At 52.5% G+C, this 15,155-nt stretch carries 19 protein-coding genes and 1 other RNA gene; 4 read left to right on the plus strand and 16 right to left on the minus strand.

Features of this window, described 5'->3' with window-relative positions; translation table 11 throughout:
* Position 1 precedes the first annotated feature (1 nt).
* From dnaB to EJQ19_RS25160, 9 genes are all read right to left on the minus strand, one after another.
* The gene (gene dnaB / locus EJQ19_RS25130; RefSeq protein ID WP_126143979.1) at positions 2-1,396 is read right to left on the minus strand and encodes a replicative DNA helicase; all 1,395 of its coding nucleotides are present in this window, start codon (positions 1,394-1,396) and stop codon (positions 2-4) included.
* Entirely contained in the window at positions 1,393-1,728 is a 336-nt protein-coding gene (locus tag EJQ19_RS25135; RefSeq protein WP_241243083.1) for a hypothetical protein, read from the minus strand. Before EJQ19_RS25135 ends, dnaB begins: the two co-directional genes overlap by 4 nt.
* Positions 1,712-2,521: a DnaD domain protein gene (locus tag EJQ19_RS25140; protein ID WP_126143981.1), complete on the minus strand. Its 810-nt coding sequence runs from the start codon at positions 2,519-2,521 to the stop codon at positions 1,712-1,714. Before EJQ19_RS25140 ends, EJQ19_RS25135 begins: the two co-directional genes overlap by 17 nt.
* Positions 2,522-2,864: 343 nt before the next feature.
* Positions 2,865-3,014 (minus strand): hypothetical protein, encoded by a 150-nt coding sequence (locus tag EJQ19_RS31995; RefSeq protein WP_164716714.1) that lies wholly within the window; start codon positions 3,012-3,014, stop codon positions 2,865-2,867.
* A 7-nt stretch (positions 3,015-3,021) separates the two neighbouring features.
* Positions 3,022-3,174 (minus strand): hypothetical protein, encoded by a 153-nt coding sequence (locus EJQ19_RS32000; RefSeq protein WP_164716715.1) that lies wholly within the window; start codon positions 3,172-3,174, stop codon positions 3,022-3,024.
* A 95-nt stretch (positions 3,175-3,269) separates the two neighbouring features.
* Positions 3,270-3,728, minus strand: a complete 459-nt coding sequence (locus EJQ19_RS25150) for a DUF5348 domain-containing protein (RefSeq protein ID WP_126143982.1) — start codon at positions 3,726-3,728, stop codon at positions 3,270-3,272.
* Positions 3,712-4,050 (minus strand): hypothetical protein, encoded by a 339-nt coding sequence (locus EJQ19_RS25155; protein WP_126143983.1) that lies wholly within the window; start codon positions 4,048-4,050, stop codon positions 3,712-3,714. The genes EJQ19_RS25150 and EJQ19_RS25155 overlap by 17 nt, the downstream gene beginning before the upstream one ends.
* A 3-nt stretch (positions 4,051-4,053) precedes the next feature.
* Positions 4,054-4,188: a hypothetical protein gene (locus EJQ19_RS32930; RefSeq protein WP_277600985.1), complete on the minus strand. Its 135-nt coding sequence runs from the start codon at positions 4,186-4,188 to the stop codon at positions 4,054-4,056.
* Positions 4,189-4,260: 72 nt separating this feature from the next.
* The gene (locus tag EJQ19_RS25160) at positions 4,261-4,554 is read right to left on the minus strand and encodes a helix-turn-helix domain-containing protein (protein ID WP_126143984.1); all 294 of its coding nucleotides are present in this window, start codon (positions 4,552-4,554) and stop codon (positions 4,261-4,263) included.
* 205 nt (positions 4,555-4,759) lie between these two features.
* Between EJQ19_RS25160 and EJQ19_RS32255 the strand changes: the two genes are divergently transcribed.
* The 4 genes from EJQ19_RS32255 to EJQ19_RS25180 all read left to right on the plus strand — a co-directional run bounded on the left by EJQ19_RS32255 (position 4,760) and on the right by EJQ19_RS25180 (position 7,193).
* Positions 4,760-5,218, plus strand: a complete 459-nt coding sequence (locus tag EJQ19_RS32255) for a helix-turn-helix domain-containing protein (protein ID WP_206438488.1) — start codon at positions 4,760-4,762, stop codon at positions 5,216-5,218.
* Positions 5,219-5,231: 13 nt separating this feature from the next.
* The gene (locus EJQ19_RS25170) at positions 5,232-5,693 is read left to right on the plus strand and encodes an ImmA/IrrE family metallo-endopeptidase (protein ID WP_126143985.1); all 462 of its coding nucleotides are present in this window, start codon (positions 5,232-5,234) and stop codon (positions 5,691-5,693) included.
* Positions 5,694-5,766: 73 nt separating this feature from the next.
* Positions 5,767-6,282, plus strand: a complete 516-nt coding sequence (locus EJQ19_RS25175; RefSeq protein ID WP_126143986.1) for a recombinase family protein — start codon at positions 5,767-5,769, stop codon at positions 6,280-6,282.
* The gene (locus EJQ19_RS25180) at positions 6,279-7,193 is read left to right on the plus strand and encodes a recombinase family protein (protein WP_126143987.1); all 915 of its coding nucleotides are present in this window, start codon (positions 6,279-6,281) and stop codon (positions 7,191-7,193) included. Before EJQ19_RS25175 ends, EJQ19_RS25180 begins: the two co-directional genes overlap by 4 nt.
* Positions 7,194-7,217: 24 nt before the next feature.
* On the opposite strand, the gene ssrA is transcribed toward EJQ19_RS25180, so the two are convergent.
* The 7 genes from ssrA to EJQ19_RS25215 all read right to left on the minus strand — a co-directional run bounded on the left by ssrA (position 7,218) and on the right by EJQ19_RS25215 (position 14,716).
* Positions 7,218-7,581, minus strand: a transfer-messenger RNA (tmRNA) gene (gene ssrA, locus EJQ19_RS25185).
* 168 nt (positions 7,582-7,749) lie between these two features.
* Complete coding sequence (smpB, locus tag EJQ19_RS25190) at positions 7,750-8,232, minus strand: SsrA-binding protein SmpB (RefSeq protein ID WP_126143988.1); 483 nt, start codon at positions 8,230-8,232, stop codon at positions 7,750-7,752.
* A 103-nt stretch (positions 8,233-8,335) separates the two neighbouring features.
* A complete protein-coding gene (rnr, locus tag EJQ19_RS25195; protein ID WP_126143989.1) occupies positions 8,336-11,182 on the minus strand; it encodes a ribonuclease R in 2,847 nt (948 codons plus the stop codon).
* Positions 11,183-11,207: 25 nt separating this feature from the next.
* Positions 11,208-11,924: an alpha/beta hydrolase gene (locus EJQ19_RS25200; RefSeq protein WP_126143990.1), complete on the minus strand. Its 717-nt coding sequence runs from the start codon at positions 11,922-11,924 to the stop codon at positions 11,208-11,210.
* A 162-nt stretch (positions 11,925-12,086) separates the two neighbouring features.
* Positions 12,087-12,323 (minus strand): preprotein translocase subunit SecG, encoded by a 237-nt coding sequence (secG, locus tag EJQ19_RS25205; protein ID WP_126143991.1) that lies wholly within the window; start codon positions 12,321-12,323, stop codon positions 12,087-12,089.
* A gap of 150 nt (positions 12,324-12,473) precedes the next feature.
* Complete coding sequence (locus EJQ19_RS25210) at positions 12,474-13,775, minus strand: enolase C-terminal domain-like protein (protein WP_126143992.1); 1,302 nt, start codon at positions 13,773-13,775, stop codon at positions 12,474-12,476.
* Positions 13,772-14,716, minus strand: coding sequence for a Gfo/Idh/MocA family oxidoreductase (locus tag EJQ19_RS25215; RefSeq protein WP_126143993.1), 945 nt, complete (start codon positions 14,714-14,716; stop codon positions 13,772-13,774). Before EJQ19_RS25215 ends, EJQ19_RS25210 begins: the two co-directional genes overlap by 4 nt.
* Between the last annotated feature and the right edge of the window lie 439 nt (positions 14,717-15,155).

Raw genomic sequence — 15,155 nt, forward strand, 5'->3', positions numbered from 1 at the left:
TTTACGCCCTTCTGTGCATATCCGGCACTTTTCTTCTGCCTGCCGGTTCCGTAGTTGAGTTCGTTCGGTCCAGATTCACGAATTTGTTGAACTGCTTGAGAAACGCCAGTTCCACTGTCCCGACCGGACCATTCCGCTGTTTGGCAATGATAATCTCGATGATGTTCTTCTTCTCGGACTCTTTGTCGTAGTAATCGTCTCGGTACAAGAAGGCAACAATGTCGGCGTCCTGCTCAATCGCACCGGACTCTCGGAGGTCGGACATCATTGGCCGCTTGTCTGCCCGCTGCTCGACACCACGGCTGAGCTGAGATAATGCAATGACCGGCACTTCAAGCTCACGCGCCAACTGCTTCAGCGTTCGGGATATTTCCGAAACCTCTTCCTGCCGGTTAGATCCGCGCTTGCTGCTTTGGATCAGTTGCAAATAATCGATAATGACCATGCCAAGCGTTTTTTCCTTTTTCAGACGCCTGCACTTGGAGCGGATCTCGTTTACCGTCATGCCTGGCGTATCGTCGATAAAGATACCTGATTCAGCCAGCTTGCCCACGGCCATAGACATTTTACTCCAGTCATCGTCATCAAAGAATCCTGTGCGCATCCGGCTTGCATCGATATTTGCTTCGGCGCAAATCATGCGTTGTGCCAACTGGAGGACTGACATCTCCAAACTAAAAATCGCAGTGTTTTCGCCCGTCATTGTCGCGACATTTTGCCCAACGTTGAGCGCTAAAGCCGTCTTACCGACAGAAGGCCGAGCTGCTACGATGATCAAGTCGCCGCTTTGGAAACCTGCTGTCATGTTATCAAGATCAGTAAACCCGCTGGGAATGCCAGTTATACCACGATTCGTATGCCTTGCGTTGTAACGCCGCTCCGCATCGTCCCACGCGCTAAGAAGCACTTGCTTGATCGGCTGAAAATCTTTCTGAGGTGCTGCTTTATCGGATAATTTTAACGCTGACGTCTCGGCCATTGCGATAAATGCGTGGACGTTTTGCTCCTCTGTCGCCTGCTTGACAAGATCCATCGCTGTTTTTATTGCCTCTCGCCGCAAAAACATTTCCTGAACGCGATCGATGTAATATCCCACATTCGCCGTTGTTGGCACCGCTGCTGACAACTCAGATAAATAGCTAACTCCTCCAACTGCTTCAAGTTCTTTTGAATCCTGCAGCTCTGCTGTCACGGTGACAAGGTCAATGGGACGTCCGCTTTCGGCGACCTTCGTCATCGCACGATAAACGCGCTTGTGCGTCTCCCTGTCAAACTCCCCACCAATCAAACGATCACTGACAATACTGAACACGTCTTTTTCGATAAAGATCGATCCCAGCACCGCCTGCTCTGCTCGAATGTCGACTGGCATCTGAATATTCATTTGCTCGTTCATGATTGCCCACCGTTTAACCTTTCCCGTACTGACTGCCAATAGTTTGGTGGCGGCTCACTCTTCTTCAAAGACCAATGCACGAGATAAGCCTCGTTTTCCGCCGCCTGGAGTTTACTCCGCTCACTATCGATCTGATCGCCGAGACGACCGCGGATGTCCGCTATTTTTGGTGGATACGAATTGGCCTTTACGTAAGCGTCCAAGTTCCTCATAGCAGCATCGAAGGGGAAATCCTTTAAATACTTGTAATGCCGATCAACTTCGTCGTCGCTTACGTCAAATGCAGCATAATTTTTCTTGATTTCAAACATGAGATCAAACACTTCTGACATGTTCACGCTGCCTCGCCTCCTCTGATCGACGTCTTAAGTCTTCCAGTTCTTGCTGTTGTTTGGTTAGCCTAGGAACGCCGCCTGTGCTTGAACTGCCTTCATCTGCCCTTCTCGCTTTTTGAGCATCGAAAGCAGCGTCTATCGCCTCAGCCTGCTGTAGAGTCAGCGCCTTAGACTTGAAATAGTCATCCAGAATTCTTGTGATAAGTTTAAAATTATACCCTGCCGATGCCCTTGCAGCCCTCTCGATCGCACGGACTACAACCGCCTCCTCCATTCCATCCTGATCGATATAAGCCCCGAGTTCTTGGCTTTGGAATGGATTGCATTCAAAACCAAACACCCTCACATGTGCTGAATAAAATGATTCATACGGCTTGCCAGAAGATGATGAAGTAGAAGAAGAAAGATCTTTATTAATGGATGCGGTTTGTGTCGCAGTTTGTGACGCGCTTTGTGACGCTGTTTGCGCTCGGTTTGAGACGTGGGTTGCGTCGTTTAAAACGCCGCAAAGTGATATTATTTTGTAAACCGCTGACTGCTGTCCTGGTCTACTTGAAAAATCAATCCTACCGGTTTGTTGCAATCGGTGCCGCGCTCGGTTAATCGCATCCTTTTTTAACCCCGTTTTGTTACTCAGGGTTGATACGGCTACTGCAAACTCGTCCGGCCATCCAGCCCGATTGCATGTGTGCATCAACGCGTGCCACAGAACAATAGCTGCATCAGACAACGTGTTTGTTTCGAGCCAATCATAAAAGGCGTTGACCTCCTGCTGATAATCTAAAATCATAATCGCCAGCTCCCATTGTGCTTGTACTTGGCGCCTATCTTCCGTGTCGTCTCGACCTCCTCACATCCTTTAACCAGATGATCCGCTCGTCGAAACTGATGGCGGCTACCTTCCATCCTGGATACCCACGCGCAAAATATTGCTCCACTTCCTGCTCGAACGCGTCCATATCCATTCCGCATAGCGCCCAAATCCGCCCGCTGACGCCCGACCTAGCAAGCGGTATGCCAAATTCGTCGTAGCGAGGTTCGATAACACTCGTCTCCCTTCTTTAATTGTTTGGATGACCCATTGGCGTCATCGGACAAAGCACGCCTTAGCGCGCCCTCCACGATCAGGCCAATCAATCGCCAATTACGCGATAGCGCAATTGATCTTTCTCTTCCTTCGGCAACTCCGGATGCTCAAACCCTTCGGGCTGCTCCTCCTCGATCCGGATAATGACGCCCTGATCATTACGCATCACGTACATGCCTTCATATCTCCACTGCATTCTCCCATCACCTCCCCACCGCCAGACGCAGAGCGACCGGCTTCAAACTGGACATGTACTGCTCGTACTTCCTGCGGGCATACCGCTGAACAGCCGGCTCGTGAGATACTTCTTCGACTTGGAGCCAATAAGCAGCCTTGCGCAAAATTTCCTTTTTCATGGTGATCCGCGCCCTTTCGACTCGTATTTTTGTTTTCAACAGCGGCGACTTACATATTTTGCAACAAGGGTAAAAAAGAAAGGGATTTGTCATCCCTAGTACCACGCAGGCAAATCTTTTGTTCGCGCCATAACTCCGGCCATTCTCAAATCTGGTGCAGCGACGATGTAATAGTCCTTGCCGTTGTGTTCGACGCGTGAATTCACCCAACGTATCCGGCCGTCATCCTCAAGCAAAAATTCAATTGACGATCCAGATGTAAAATACACGCCCGAACCGGTTATTTCGTAGCGCCCTGCACTGTTCTTCCTGAGTTTTCCCTTCGCCGATTCTTCCGCTGTCACATGCTGCGCAATCCGGCGGGCATCGTCCAACTTCTCCTGGATGCGATAATACATGGAGCGCAAGTACATATCGTCAGGATCGTTTTCGTTAAAATGATCCGTCCATTCGTTCTCCACTTCGTCGATCAGTTGCGATACGCGTTTGATTAACGGTAACAACTGTGTGAGATCTTTCTTGATTGCGTTCTTTGCACTAGTGTCTAATGGCATCCACGCCGCCCCCTAACCCCGCAAATTGATAAATCCGTTCCACGTCATACAAGTGGACATCAACATCCTTCCAGAAGTCGTCCCGCTTGAATCCATACGTGTATTCAATGCAACGAGATGGGCGTGAACTGCCGATCAGCATGCGGACGATCAGATACTCAGCTTCGCCGTGGCGATCTGGCAACACCTCTTGCTCCAATTTGAAAATATTTCTCGCCCCTACAAGCTCCCGCAGTTCATTCAAAAACGAACTTTCCGACTTTTCCAACATTTTGCCTAACGGATTGTCAAGTGTTTTGAGTCCTTCCGTGATAACTGCCATAGCTTACACAACCCCTTTCTTCCTTTTGTTCTTCGTTTCCATCTGTTTAGCTTGCTGCTCTTTCGCGGCGCGAACCTGCAAGGCAATACGCTCTAATAACTCATAAGAGAGTTGGCTTGACTTCAAAATTGCTTTCATACAAACCTCCTTAATGTTTCGCGCCGCTATCCAGCGTTTCACTGTGACGGGTGAAACGCTAGTTATCTCGGGTCACGCGCTGGTAGCACAGGTTTCGTCATGAGCCGAGTTCTTCAACTGAGCAGCACGATCAAAAATAATCTGACGCTTCAGTACGTTTTTTTCGTACTTCTTGCCCAAAAAAATTTGATCATACTTTACTTCAAACACGATCATAATCTTTGAAAGAACAGCATTCGGTATATTGCTTGAATCTTGCTCATAATTCCAAAGTGTCTTACTACTAATGCCAAGAATCTCCGCTAACTCTTTTTGCGACAAGCAGTAACTTTCCCTAAGCTCACTTATACTTCTAAGCTCATCCATAAGTTTTCAAAGTCTCCTTTCTCACTTTGATGGAAAAGTACGTTTTCTTCGTACTCGCAAGTTAAAATTAACACGTTATTTTCGTATTGTCAACATAGAAATACGTTATAATCATATTTTTATACTTGCGCAATACAGATAATTACGATATTATAGTAAATATATACGATCTTAACGTATTTTTCGAAGGGATGAGTGTTTTGGAATGATTGAAGATCCAAAGGTTGTCATAGCCGAGAATATAAAGAAGTACTTGGAACAACACAACATGACTCAGAAAACACTTGCTGAAAAGATAAATATTAAGCCCTCCACTGTAAGCGACTATTTAAACTATCGTTCAAAACCATCTCATGGAATCATTCAAAAAATTGCTGATGTTTTCGGCGTTCATAAGAGTGACATTGATACGACTTATAAAGATGATACGCAAGGCATAAATACATCTTATAGTTCGTTTGGACTTACATCCAAAGAAGAACGTGATATTGCTGCCGATTTGGAACGCATGATTGGTGAACTTGAAACTAACGAAGCTCTGGCATTCCATGGCGAACCAATGGATGACGAGACAAAAGAGCTTATGAAGATTTCACTTGAAAATTCCTTGCGCATAGCCAAGCAGATGGCCAAGCAGAAATTTAACCCAAATAAAAACAAATAAGAGGGGTTATCGGATGGCAATTAAACAACTTGTCAGCCAGCTTATCCGCAAATATGGAACGAACAATCCTTTCACCATTGCTGCTGAGAAAAACATCCTTATCCTGTTCGAACCGCTTGGCGAAATGATGGGCTACTTTAACACATATAAAAGGATACCGATGATCCATATTAATTCGGGACTAGATGAAGTTGACCAACGCTTTACCTGTGCCCATGAATTAGGACATGCGGTGCTTCATCCTAAAGTAAACACGCCTTTTCTACGGCGACACACCTTGCAATCTATCGAGAAAATTGAAAAGGAAGCCAATACGCTGGCGGTAGAACTTCTTATTCCGGATGAGTCACTCCTAACCGGTGTGTCGATTTACGATGCTGCGCGGTTGTGCGGCGTACCAGAGGAAGTTGCACATCTGAAGAAGCCGCCGCGATCCAGTTTCTGGCGTGACGAGAATACATACTTTAATTTCTAACCTTCTGCGTTTTCCAGCCGTAAGGCTGTTTACTATACATAAAAATAGAACATATGTTTGACTGGAGGAAAATATGAGAGCTGCCATTTACACCAGGGTAAGTACGGCCATGCAGGCCGAAGAAGGATTTAGTTTGGAAGCGCAGGAAGACCTGCTGATGCAAACCATTGAGCGCAAAGGGCTCCAGTTGTACCGCGTCTATTCCGATCCTGGCGTCAGCGGGAAGACATTCAAACGCAAGGGTGTACAAGAAATGATCAAGGACATGAAATCCAAACGATTCGAAGCGCTGCTGATCCACAAGCTTGACCGCCTTAGTCGCAACATGGGTGACATCATCGCTTTTATCGACATGGTGAACAAACTGGACATCCGGCTGATTATCGCCGCTCAAGGGCAGGATGAAATCGACACACGCTCTCCCATGGGGAAAGCTTTCCTGCAACTGAACGGAATATGGGCTGAGCTGTATATCAATAACCTTCGCGAAGAGACGTTAAAGGGGCTAGAAAAGAAGGCCAGGAACGGCGGGCGACATATGTCTAGGCCGCCTCTCGGATATAGCTTTCTGATAGGTGATAATGGATGACGGCACTGGGACTGGAATTAGTGATCGTACAGGAAGAGGCGCTTCTTGTAAAAGAGGTATTTGACTTGTATACCGAGGAAGGCTGGGGCGTTACCAAAATAGCGAAGTATATGAATGAGAAGTCTCAAACAAAAGAAGGCGGCAAATGGGACAACAAGACGGTTCGCAACGTCTTGAAGAATCCAACGTACGCCGGATACAATCACTTCAAGGCTGAGGATTGGCCGGAGGAGCAGCGCATAATCACGCCTGGCACTCACCCCGCGATTGTCAGCAAAGAACAATTTGAAAAAGCACAGACATTTCGCAAGAGGCGTGCCGATGGGCATATGTCAAGGCGATCGTTTGATTACGCCTACAGCGGTATTATCAAATGCGGGGAGTGCGGTGCAAACTATGTCGGAAACACTAGCGTTCATAGCGGGAAGAAGTACACAGGTTATCGTTGCCTTAATCAATATGCCAAAGGCACATGCGATGCACGGAGCATTTCGGAAACCAAATTGAGTAAAATCGTATTGGCGCATATTGAGCTTGTTGACGACGGGTTCCAAAATCCGAAGGCCAAGTCCCCACGCAACAAAGTAAACTTACCGAAGGAATTGGAGATCAGCCAGAAGCGCCGGCGCAATTGGATGATGGCGTTAGGAGACGGAAAGCTTTCGGGCGATGATTACGCGGCTTTGATCGACCAGGAGGAAAAACGGATTCAGGCGATCAAAGAAAAGGCTGAACCCGAACCGGAACAAACTATTCCGCTATCTGAGGTACGTAAGACATTTGATGATCTAAAAAGCAATTGGCAACTGATTGACACCTCGACTCAAAAGCAAATTGTGCAGTCCCTCTTTAAGAAAATCACCATAAAAAAATCAGACGATTGGCATATCGTCGATATGCTGACCGTCTGATCCCTCTTCTTTGTTTCCGTACTTAAATGGAGGTGAGGGGAGTCGAACCCCTGTCCGAAAATATCGCCACACAGGCATCTACGGGTGTAGTCACAGTTTTGATGTCACCCGAGCAGCGCCCCGTAACCGGCTATGCGTTGGGTCAGTCTGATTATCTTCTTACGTCGACCCCAGACGGAGACCGAACGTCGTATCCCACTATAGTTGAGCCCCTATCCCAGTCACATGGGCGATGCTGAGTAGAAGCACGCTCACAGGTTATTAAGCTGCGAAAGCGTAAGTTTGTTGTTGTTTGCCATTTAATAGGCTTTAGCGTTTTATAGTGGACGCGGCCCCACTACCCGCAACCCGCGCTCAAACTATCCCCGTCGAATCCAAGAACACCCCCGGATTGCCTTCACCAGCCGCTCATCAGAACGGTGAAGGTTAAAAGGACGCGTTACTCGCGCTAGTCACTACAGCTCATCTCAAGCTGTAAACCTAGTATACCACACAGACGCCAAAATGGAACGTCCAGCTTCATGGAAGTGAAGGTGCTCGCTTCCATACCAACCAATCATCTCGCGACTTTTTGCTTCTCGCGCAGCGCACGTTGAATGTCGCGTTGTGCATCTTTTTTCGCGGCGGATTCCCGCTTGTCGAATTGCTTTTTCCCTTTGCCGATGCCGAGCAAAAGCTTGGCATAGCCATTGCGAATGTACACTTTCAGCGGCACAAGCGTATAGCCCTCTTGCTTGGCTTGACCAAGCATTTTGGCGATTTGCGCCTTTTTCAAAAGCAGTTTACGCGTCCTCGTAGGATCTTCCGGATTGCTGCGATTCCCCTGCTCAAACGGGCTGATGTGCATGTTGTGAACAAAAGCTTCGCCATTGCGAATCGTTGAAAAGCTGTCTCCGATGTTCGCACGACCCATCCGCAAGGATTTGATCTCCGTGCCGGTCAACACAAGACCGCATTCATAGGTGTCTTCTATAAAATAATCATGCGAAGCTTTCTTATTCTGCGCCAGCAGTTTGCCGTCTGCCTTCTTGGTTGCCACGTGAGATGTCCCCCTTCCGCACGCCTGCTAAAAAGCAAGTGATCTTGCTACAATGAGTGCAATTTATTGTAGCAAGATCACTGCAGAAAAGCAAGAAGCGGCGCTACCGCCGCCGCTTCTTATCACTGCCTTCGCCGCCTTCGCTCCGGCGGCGGCCACCCTTCGCGAGCGCGTTCACGCCGCTCGCCCAATCCACCGCGCCGCGCTCCGCAGGCGCGGCGCCCGTATCAGGGGCGGCCTCACCGCCGCCGCCCCCCAGCGCAATCCCGCCGCGGCCCTTGGCCGCGCGGCGGCCGGTTCCGCTGTCGGTGCGCCCGGCGCCGACAGCCGCCAACCGCTCGCTGAGCGAACCGCCTTCGCTCAGCGTACCGCCACCAGCGCGGCCTTTCTTGCCGCGCTTCTTATCCCACCACGGCGCGTCGTCCCCGGACGACTTTTTCCGCCGTGCCTTCGCACCGCCGGCGGCGTCCGTCACGCCGCCGCCTTCCACACGCTGCGGCGCAGCCTCGCCAGCCGCAGCAGCCCCATCACCGCGGCTGCGCTTCCGGCCGCGAACGCCCTCCGGCGCCGCGCTTTCGCTGGTGCCTACTGCCACATAGCCGCCCTTCCCTTTCTCCCGGCGGCCAGTACCGCTCTTGCCTTTGTCGTTGCCTCTGTCGTTGCCCTTATCTTTGCCCTTGCCTCTGTCTGCGCCGCCTTTGCCCACAGCGCCTTTACCGCCGCGGAAGCCCTTAAACCCGCCGGCGCCCTTGAACTTGCCGCCACCGCCGCCAGCGCGGCGCGGGAACACACCCTCTTTGCGCGGCTTCATATCCACAAGCTCAAAATCCACCGTATGCTCATCCATATTTACGCGGACGACACGAACCTTGACACTGTCGCCGATGCGGAACATTTTCGAGGTGCGCTCGCCGATCAAAGCATGCTGCTGCTCGTGATGATTGTAGTAATCATCGGTCAGATCGCTGAGACGAATGAGGCCTTCAACGGTATTATCAAGCTCGATGAACATCCCGAAGCCCGTGACCGAAGAGATAATGCCTTCGAATTCCTCGCCGATTTTGTCCAGCATGTACTGCGCTTTCTTGAGGGCTTCCGTTTCCCGCTCCGCATCGACTGCGATACGCTCGCGTTCCGACGATTGCTGCGCAATATCGTTCATCCGCGAAGCCAAATATTCGTGCCTTTCATCAGACAGGGTGCCACCGTTCTCCAATACCTCACGAATGACCCGATGAATGACCAAGTCAGGATAACGCCGAATCGGCGATGTAAAATGCGAATAAAACTCCGCCGCCAGCCCGAAATGCCCCAAGCTCTGTGAATCGTAACGCGCCTGCTTCATGGAACGAAGCATTACTTTGGAGATAACCGTCTCCTCCGGCGTATCTTTGATCTCTTCAAGCAAATTTTGCAGAGCACGCGCGTGGATCGTACCGCCTTTGCCGCCCTTCATCGCATAGCCGAATGTCGTCACAAACTCCATGAAATTCATCAGCTTCTCCGCGTCCGGATCTTCGTGAATCCGATACAGGAACGGCACTTTCAGCCACGTAAAATGCTCCGCAACCGTCTCATTCGCCGCCAGCATGAACTCTTCGATCATCATTTCGGCCACGGAGCGCTCGCGCTTCACGATGTCCGTCGGTTTGCCGTCTGCATCGACAAGGATTTTGGACTCTTCAAAGTCAAAATCAATGGCCCCCCGCTTCATCCGCCGGGAACGAAGACGCGCCGCCAGCGCCTCCATACGTTTAAAATCTTCCATCAAATACGCATACCGTTCGACGAGCTCCGGTTCCGCTTCGCCCGTCAGCAGCAAACGTACATTCTTGTACGTCATGCGCTCGCTCGTCCGGATTACGCTTGTGAAGATATCATGAGAGACGACCTTCAGATCGGCGTCAAATTCCATCTCACACGACATCGTCAGCCGGTCCACTTGCGGATTCAGCGAGCAAATGCCGTTCGACAGCCGGTGCGGCAGCATCGGAATGACACGGTCGGTCAAGTACACGGAGCAGCCGCGGTTATACGCTTCGGTATCCAGCGCAGAGCCTTCGCGCACGTAATAGCTGACGTCGGCGATATGAACGCCAAGTCGTACGTTCCCATTTTCCAACACTTCCACATTCACTGCATCGTCCAAATCCTTGGCATCCTCGCCGTCGATCGTGACGATCCGCTTCCCTCGCAAATCGCGGCGCCCTTGGCTGACGATCTCCTCTTCCGAAATCCGGTCCGGCACGGCGTCCGCCTCGGCCATCACGTCCTCCGGAAACACTTCCGGCAGTTGGTGCTTGCGCACGATCGCCAGAATATCTACACCAGGGTCATCCTTATGACCCAAGATTTCAATGACTTCGCCCTCCGCGGCCGAACGGCCTTCCGGATAGTTCACGATGCGGACGACGACTTTTTGCCCGGTCACCGCTCCGTTAAACGCCTGCTGGGGGATAAAAATATCCCGCGCCAACCTTTTATCATCCGCAATCACGAACGCATACGTCTCCATCCCTTGAAAAACACCGACGATCTGCGTGTTCGCGCGCGCAATAATTTTAACAACTTCGCCTTCCAGGCGGCCGCCGCCTTGGCTCTTCGCTGTAATCCGCACAAAAACGATATCATTGTTCATCGCCGTATGCAGATCGTTTGCGTTAATATAGACATCCGGATGCTCGCGATCCTCAGGAATCAGAAATGCAAAACCTTTGGCATGCGCCTGCAGCCGTCCCTTCACCAAATTCATGCGCTCCGGCACCCCGTACCGGTCATTCGCGCCCCGCACCACGTCACCGCTTTCCTCCAACTGATTCAGAAGCTTGATAAATTCTTTAAAATCGTCCGCACGCCCCACGCCAAAATGCTTTTCCAGCTCCTTGTACGTCATTGGCTTGTACGCCTGCTCTTGCATGAAGCTTACGATTTGATCTCCTGTTACTCTCATGACTTTCACCTTCTTCTCGGTTTATCTACTCCGCCGTTCTTAATTCCCTCACTCCATAGTATGCCACAGGCAAAGAAAGGATAAACGCTGCGATGTCCGCATAAATTCGCTCTCTTTCCTGATCGAGCAGAAGTCCATGAGACGATTGAGGATACATATGTAATTCTTTCCATCCCGATCCCACTTTTTCCTGCAAAAAAGAAGCGCTGTCCGGATGCACCACCCCATCCCGCAATCCTTGACCGATCCAAATGGGTGCCTCAATCCGTGACAGCAGGCCTTTCACATGCCTCATCAGCTTCCGCAAAGAGACAACGCAGCGAATCGGCGTTTTGGTATAAGCACATGACTCGTCCAGCAAGGTGGAGCTTGTTCTAGGCTTTTTGGCGATATAGGGGATAACATATTGCAGCACCGCCGCGAGCGCCGATTTCCGCGACCTCAGCCGCAGAGGCGCCGCCAAAGAAATCACCCCGGCCGTCCGGCGTTCCGCCGCCAGCTTCAGAGCAAGCAAGCCGCCCATCGAATGCCCCATAATGACCACTTGCCGGCATCTGGCCGCAAGCGCTTCATAACTCTCCAGCACATGCCCATACCAATCCGTCCATCCGGTGCGCCGCATATCCTCCGGCGAGGTGCCGTGCCCAGGCAGTCTCACCGCTTGAATGGTGTAGCCTTCGTCCCGCAAGGCGTATCCGATTCGTCTGAATTCCGAAGGCGAGCCTGTAAACCCATGGATCATGAGGATCCCGGTTCCCCGCTTCTCTCCGCGCCCTTCCCAATAAAACGGTTCCGTCGACTTGTAAACACGTTCTTCGATGTCCGATCTTCCTTTCTTTTCCTGTCCATAGAAATGCAAAAACAGCAGGAGTAGAATTCCCCTGCTGTGTTCGATTTATGTGGGTTAGGACTTCACGACGTACGCAACAACGATGGATAGGATGAAAAATGCCGCAGCAAGCCCCATAGTAAAGCGAGACAGGAACAACTCAAGTCCACGTGCCTTCTGCTTTCCGAACAAATGCTCAGCACCACCGGAGATCGCACCGGACAAGCCTGCACTTTTCCCTTTCTGTAAAAGGACAATCGCAATTAACCCTACCGAAGCTATGATGAGCAAAATTTTCATGAAAATTTCCATTGTTAGCACCCCAATTGCCTATTCTTCGCCTGATACAACTAGCATGGATAGTTTATCACAGATTGTCCAAGAACACAAGGAAGGCAGGGAACCCGCACAGCGTTAGGGCTCTTGCTGGGTCAAAATGGTGCCTGGCACCTGGCGGCCTCCCTAGCCCCACGCCTCCGCCAACACAGCTTCGTAATGCGAGCTCCGCCCAAAGCTGCCACCGCTGCGCGCGTAAAAATCGTCGCCGAGCGTGTACACACCGCCCGCGCTCTGCGTCCAAGGCGCCCGGCCCTCGGGGTGGTAGCCCTGCATCCGCGCCCAATGGGCATAATTCTGATGCCCGTTGGACTCGAGAATGCCGACCTTCAGCCCCGGGAGGGGGGCGAGCCGGGCGGCGAGGTTTTTGTTCCAATCCAGCATCCACGGATTGACGGTCAGGTCTGCGCACAGGCACGGCACGCCGCGCGTCAGCGCTGCCTGCGCCACTTCGAGCGCGACGCTGAGCGTCTTCGCGATCGGCTTGAGCGTGATGGCGCCGTAGCCCAGCGCGATGCGTTCTATGGCGTCCTCCACACCGTGGACGCTCTCGTCCGCCGTGACGCGCACAGGCGCGGCGTGCACGGGGTTTTTGTTCTCCTCGGGGAACGGCTCCTCGAGGAGAACGATGCGCGCCAGCGCGCCGATGCGATCGGCGTGATCCAGGAAGCGCAGCAGCCGATCCATCGTATCGTAGCGGCCGTTCGCATCCAGGTAGTAGAGGATGCGGCCGCTGTCCGTATACGGCGTGGTGCGCTCCGCGGCCAACGCATGGATCTCAGTGAGCCGCTGCATATCCCAGGCGAGCATTTTGCTTAGATCGCCGTCTTTGTCGGGATCGGAGCCGATTTTGATTTTCAGCACAAAATAGCCCTGATCCAGCATCCCTCGAATGTCCTCCAGCGACTGCCCATAGCCAACTACCGGCGTGAGGCCCAGCTCCGCATTGCGGTAGCTGAGCAACTCGCGATAGGGTTCAGGCAGCATCGCATCGTATTGCTCGCGGCCTGTCTCCCGCGCGTATAACAGCCACGCGGCATGATCGAGCGGCACAAGCGCGTTCAGCGCGAACGTTTCACGCAGCTCAGCGCGACCAGTCACTTCGCGGCCGGAGGCGAGCCCGGAAGCGCGGAGGCCGTGGGACAGCTCCAGCGGCGTACTGAACGCGGCACCGCGTGTTTGGGCGAGTGCGTGATGGGTGATGGCAAGCATCTGCTCGTTCCCCGCCTGCTCCGTCGCACTAAAAAACACGCCCGGATCCGACCACAGCACACTCTGAATCCCCAAGCCTACTGCGGTGTGCCCATTCTCGCTCTGAAGCCCGACCATCGTCTGCCACAGCTCGCTGAGGGAGCCGCCCTTGAAGCCGAAGGGATAGAGCAGCGGTTCTTTTTCGACGGCGAGCGCGGCTTGCGCAATCTTGATCATACGGCACCTCCGACCGGCGGGTATTTGGCGTCGCGGTAGCTTTGCGCGAAGGCTTGACCATCATAGCCGGCGTAGTTCAGGGGAATGTCCGCGAGTTCGATTCGCCGGCCCCCCTGTTCTTCGGACAGCTTCGCCGCCAACGCCGCCAGCTCGATTTCGATGAGAAGGTCGAACGGGATCGGCGGCTCCGTCGTGTCGCCGCTCAGGTACGGCATCACCTCGTTCAGCAATGCACGATATAGCTTGCTGTTATCGGTTCGGATGTAATGCGTTGTCGTCTGCGTCACGAGGTTCGCATAGAACGGGAGGTAGCCCTTGGTTTCGCCTACGCTGATCAGAAAGCGGCGGCCGTCCGCCCAAGTCAGCTCCACCTGGCGCTGACCACCTTGGCTGCTCTTGTGCTGCGCAGCGGCGATGCCCGGGCCAAGCAGCCCCTGCACCATGGCATAGGCATGGATGCCATAGTTGAATTCGTCAATGGCGCAGCCTGCGAGGCCATAGACCCATTCATCCGGCGGGATCGCCTCTGCCTGCCACGCTTTGACCTCGTCGCTGACGCGCAGCGCCGAGCCGCCGGTCAGGACGGCGCCTTGCTTCGCCCAGTCGGCCAGGATGCGCAGATGCTCGGGGCTGCCCGCGACCGGCTTGTCGAGGAAGACCGGTATGCCGGCTTCGATAAAAGGTCGTGCACGCTCGGTGCGCAGCTCCCAGTTGCAGCCGTGGAGGAAGGCGATATCCGCCTTTTGCACCACCTCCTGCAGGCTGGACGCGACATGCGGGATGCTGTGCTGGTGGGCGAATCGTTCCGCGTAGCCCGCAGGGTGCACCGTGCCGCCGTCGAAGATGGTGGCGACCTCATAGCCCATCTCCCGCAGGATGGGCACAAAACTGGCCGGATGAGACGTATCCAGATCGACCAGACCGATCTTTTTTCTTGTCATATCGAGGAGCTCCTCTCCTTTGGTGTCGCGTTGGTGTGAGCGGTGTACAGGGTGGAGGTATTCTTGTGGAACGGCTTCTTGCAGAGTCGCTTCTTGTGAAGTGGCAAACGGTGCAAGAGGATTCGTGCTGGGCGTGATTGATGAGGGGTGGATTCGAGCATCAAGCAGCGGGTAGAGGGGACGGGGTGGACGAGACGGGGAGCCGAAACCTGCAAATAGGCAGGAATCTCTTAATCCCCTCCCCGGCTTCTGAGAAATTCCTGCAATTCAGCAGGCTTTTTCGGCGAAAGCCACCTTTTCAGGTAGGATAGACCCAAAAGCCTGCCTTCTTGCAGGAATTCCGCTGAAAACGAACTTTTCGCAGGAAATTCCTGCATAATTGCAGGAATTCGTCTGCCATCTCGTAAGACATCTGAATTAGCTACTCAAGACCAAGCCC

The sequence above is a fragment of the Paenibacillus whitsoniae genome (assembly GCF_003955665.1).
In the GTDB taxonomy this organism is placed as follows: domain Bacteria; phylum Bacillota; class Bacilli; order Paenibacillales; family NBRC-103111; genus Paenibacillus_E; species Paenibacillus_E whitsoniae.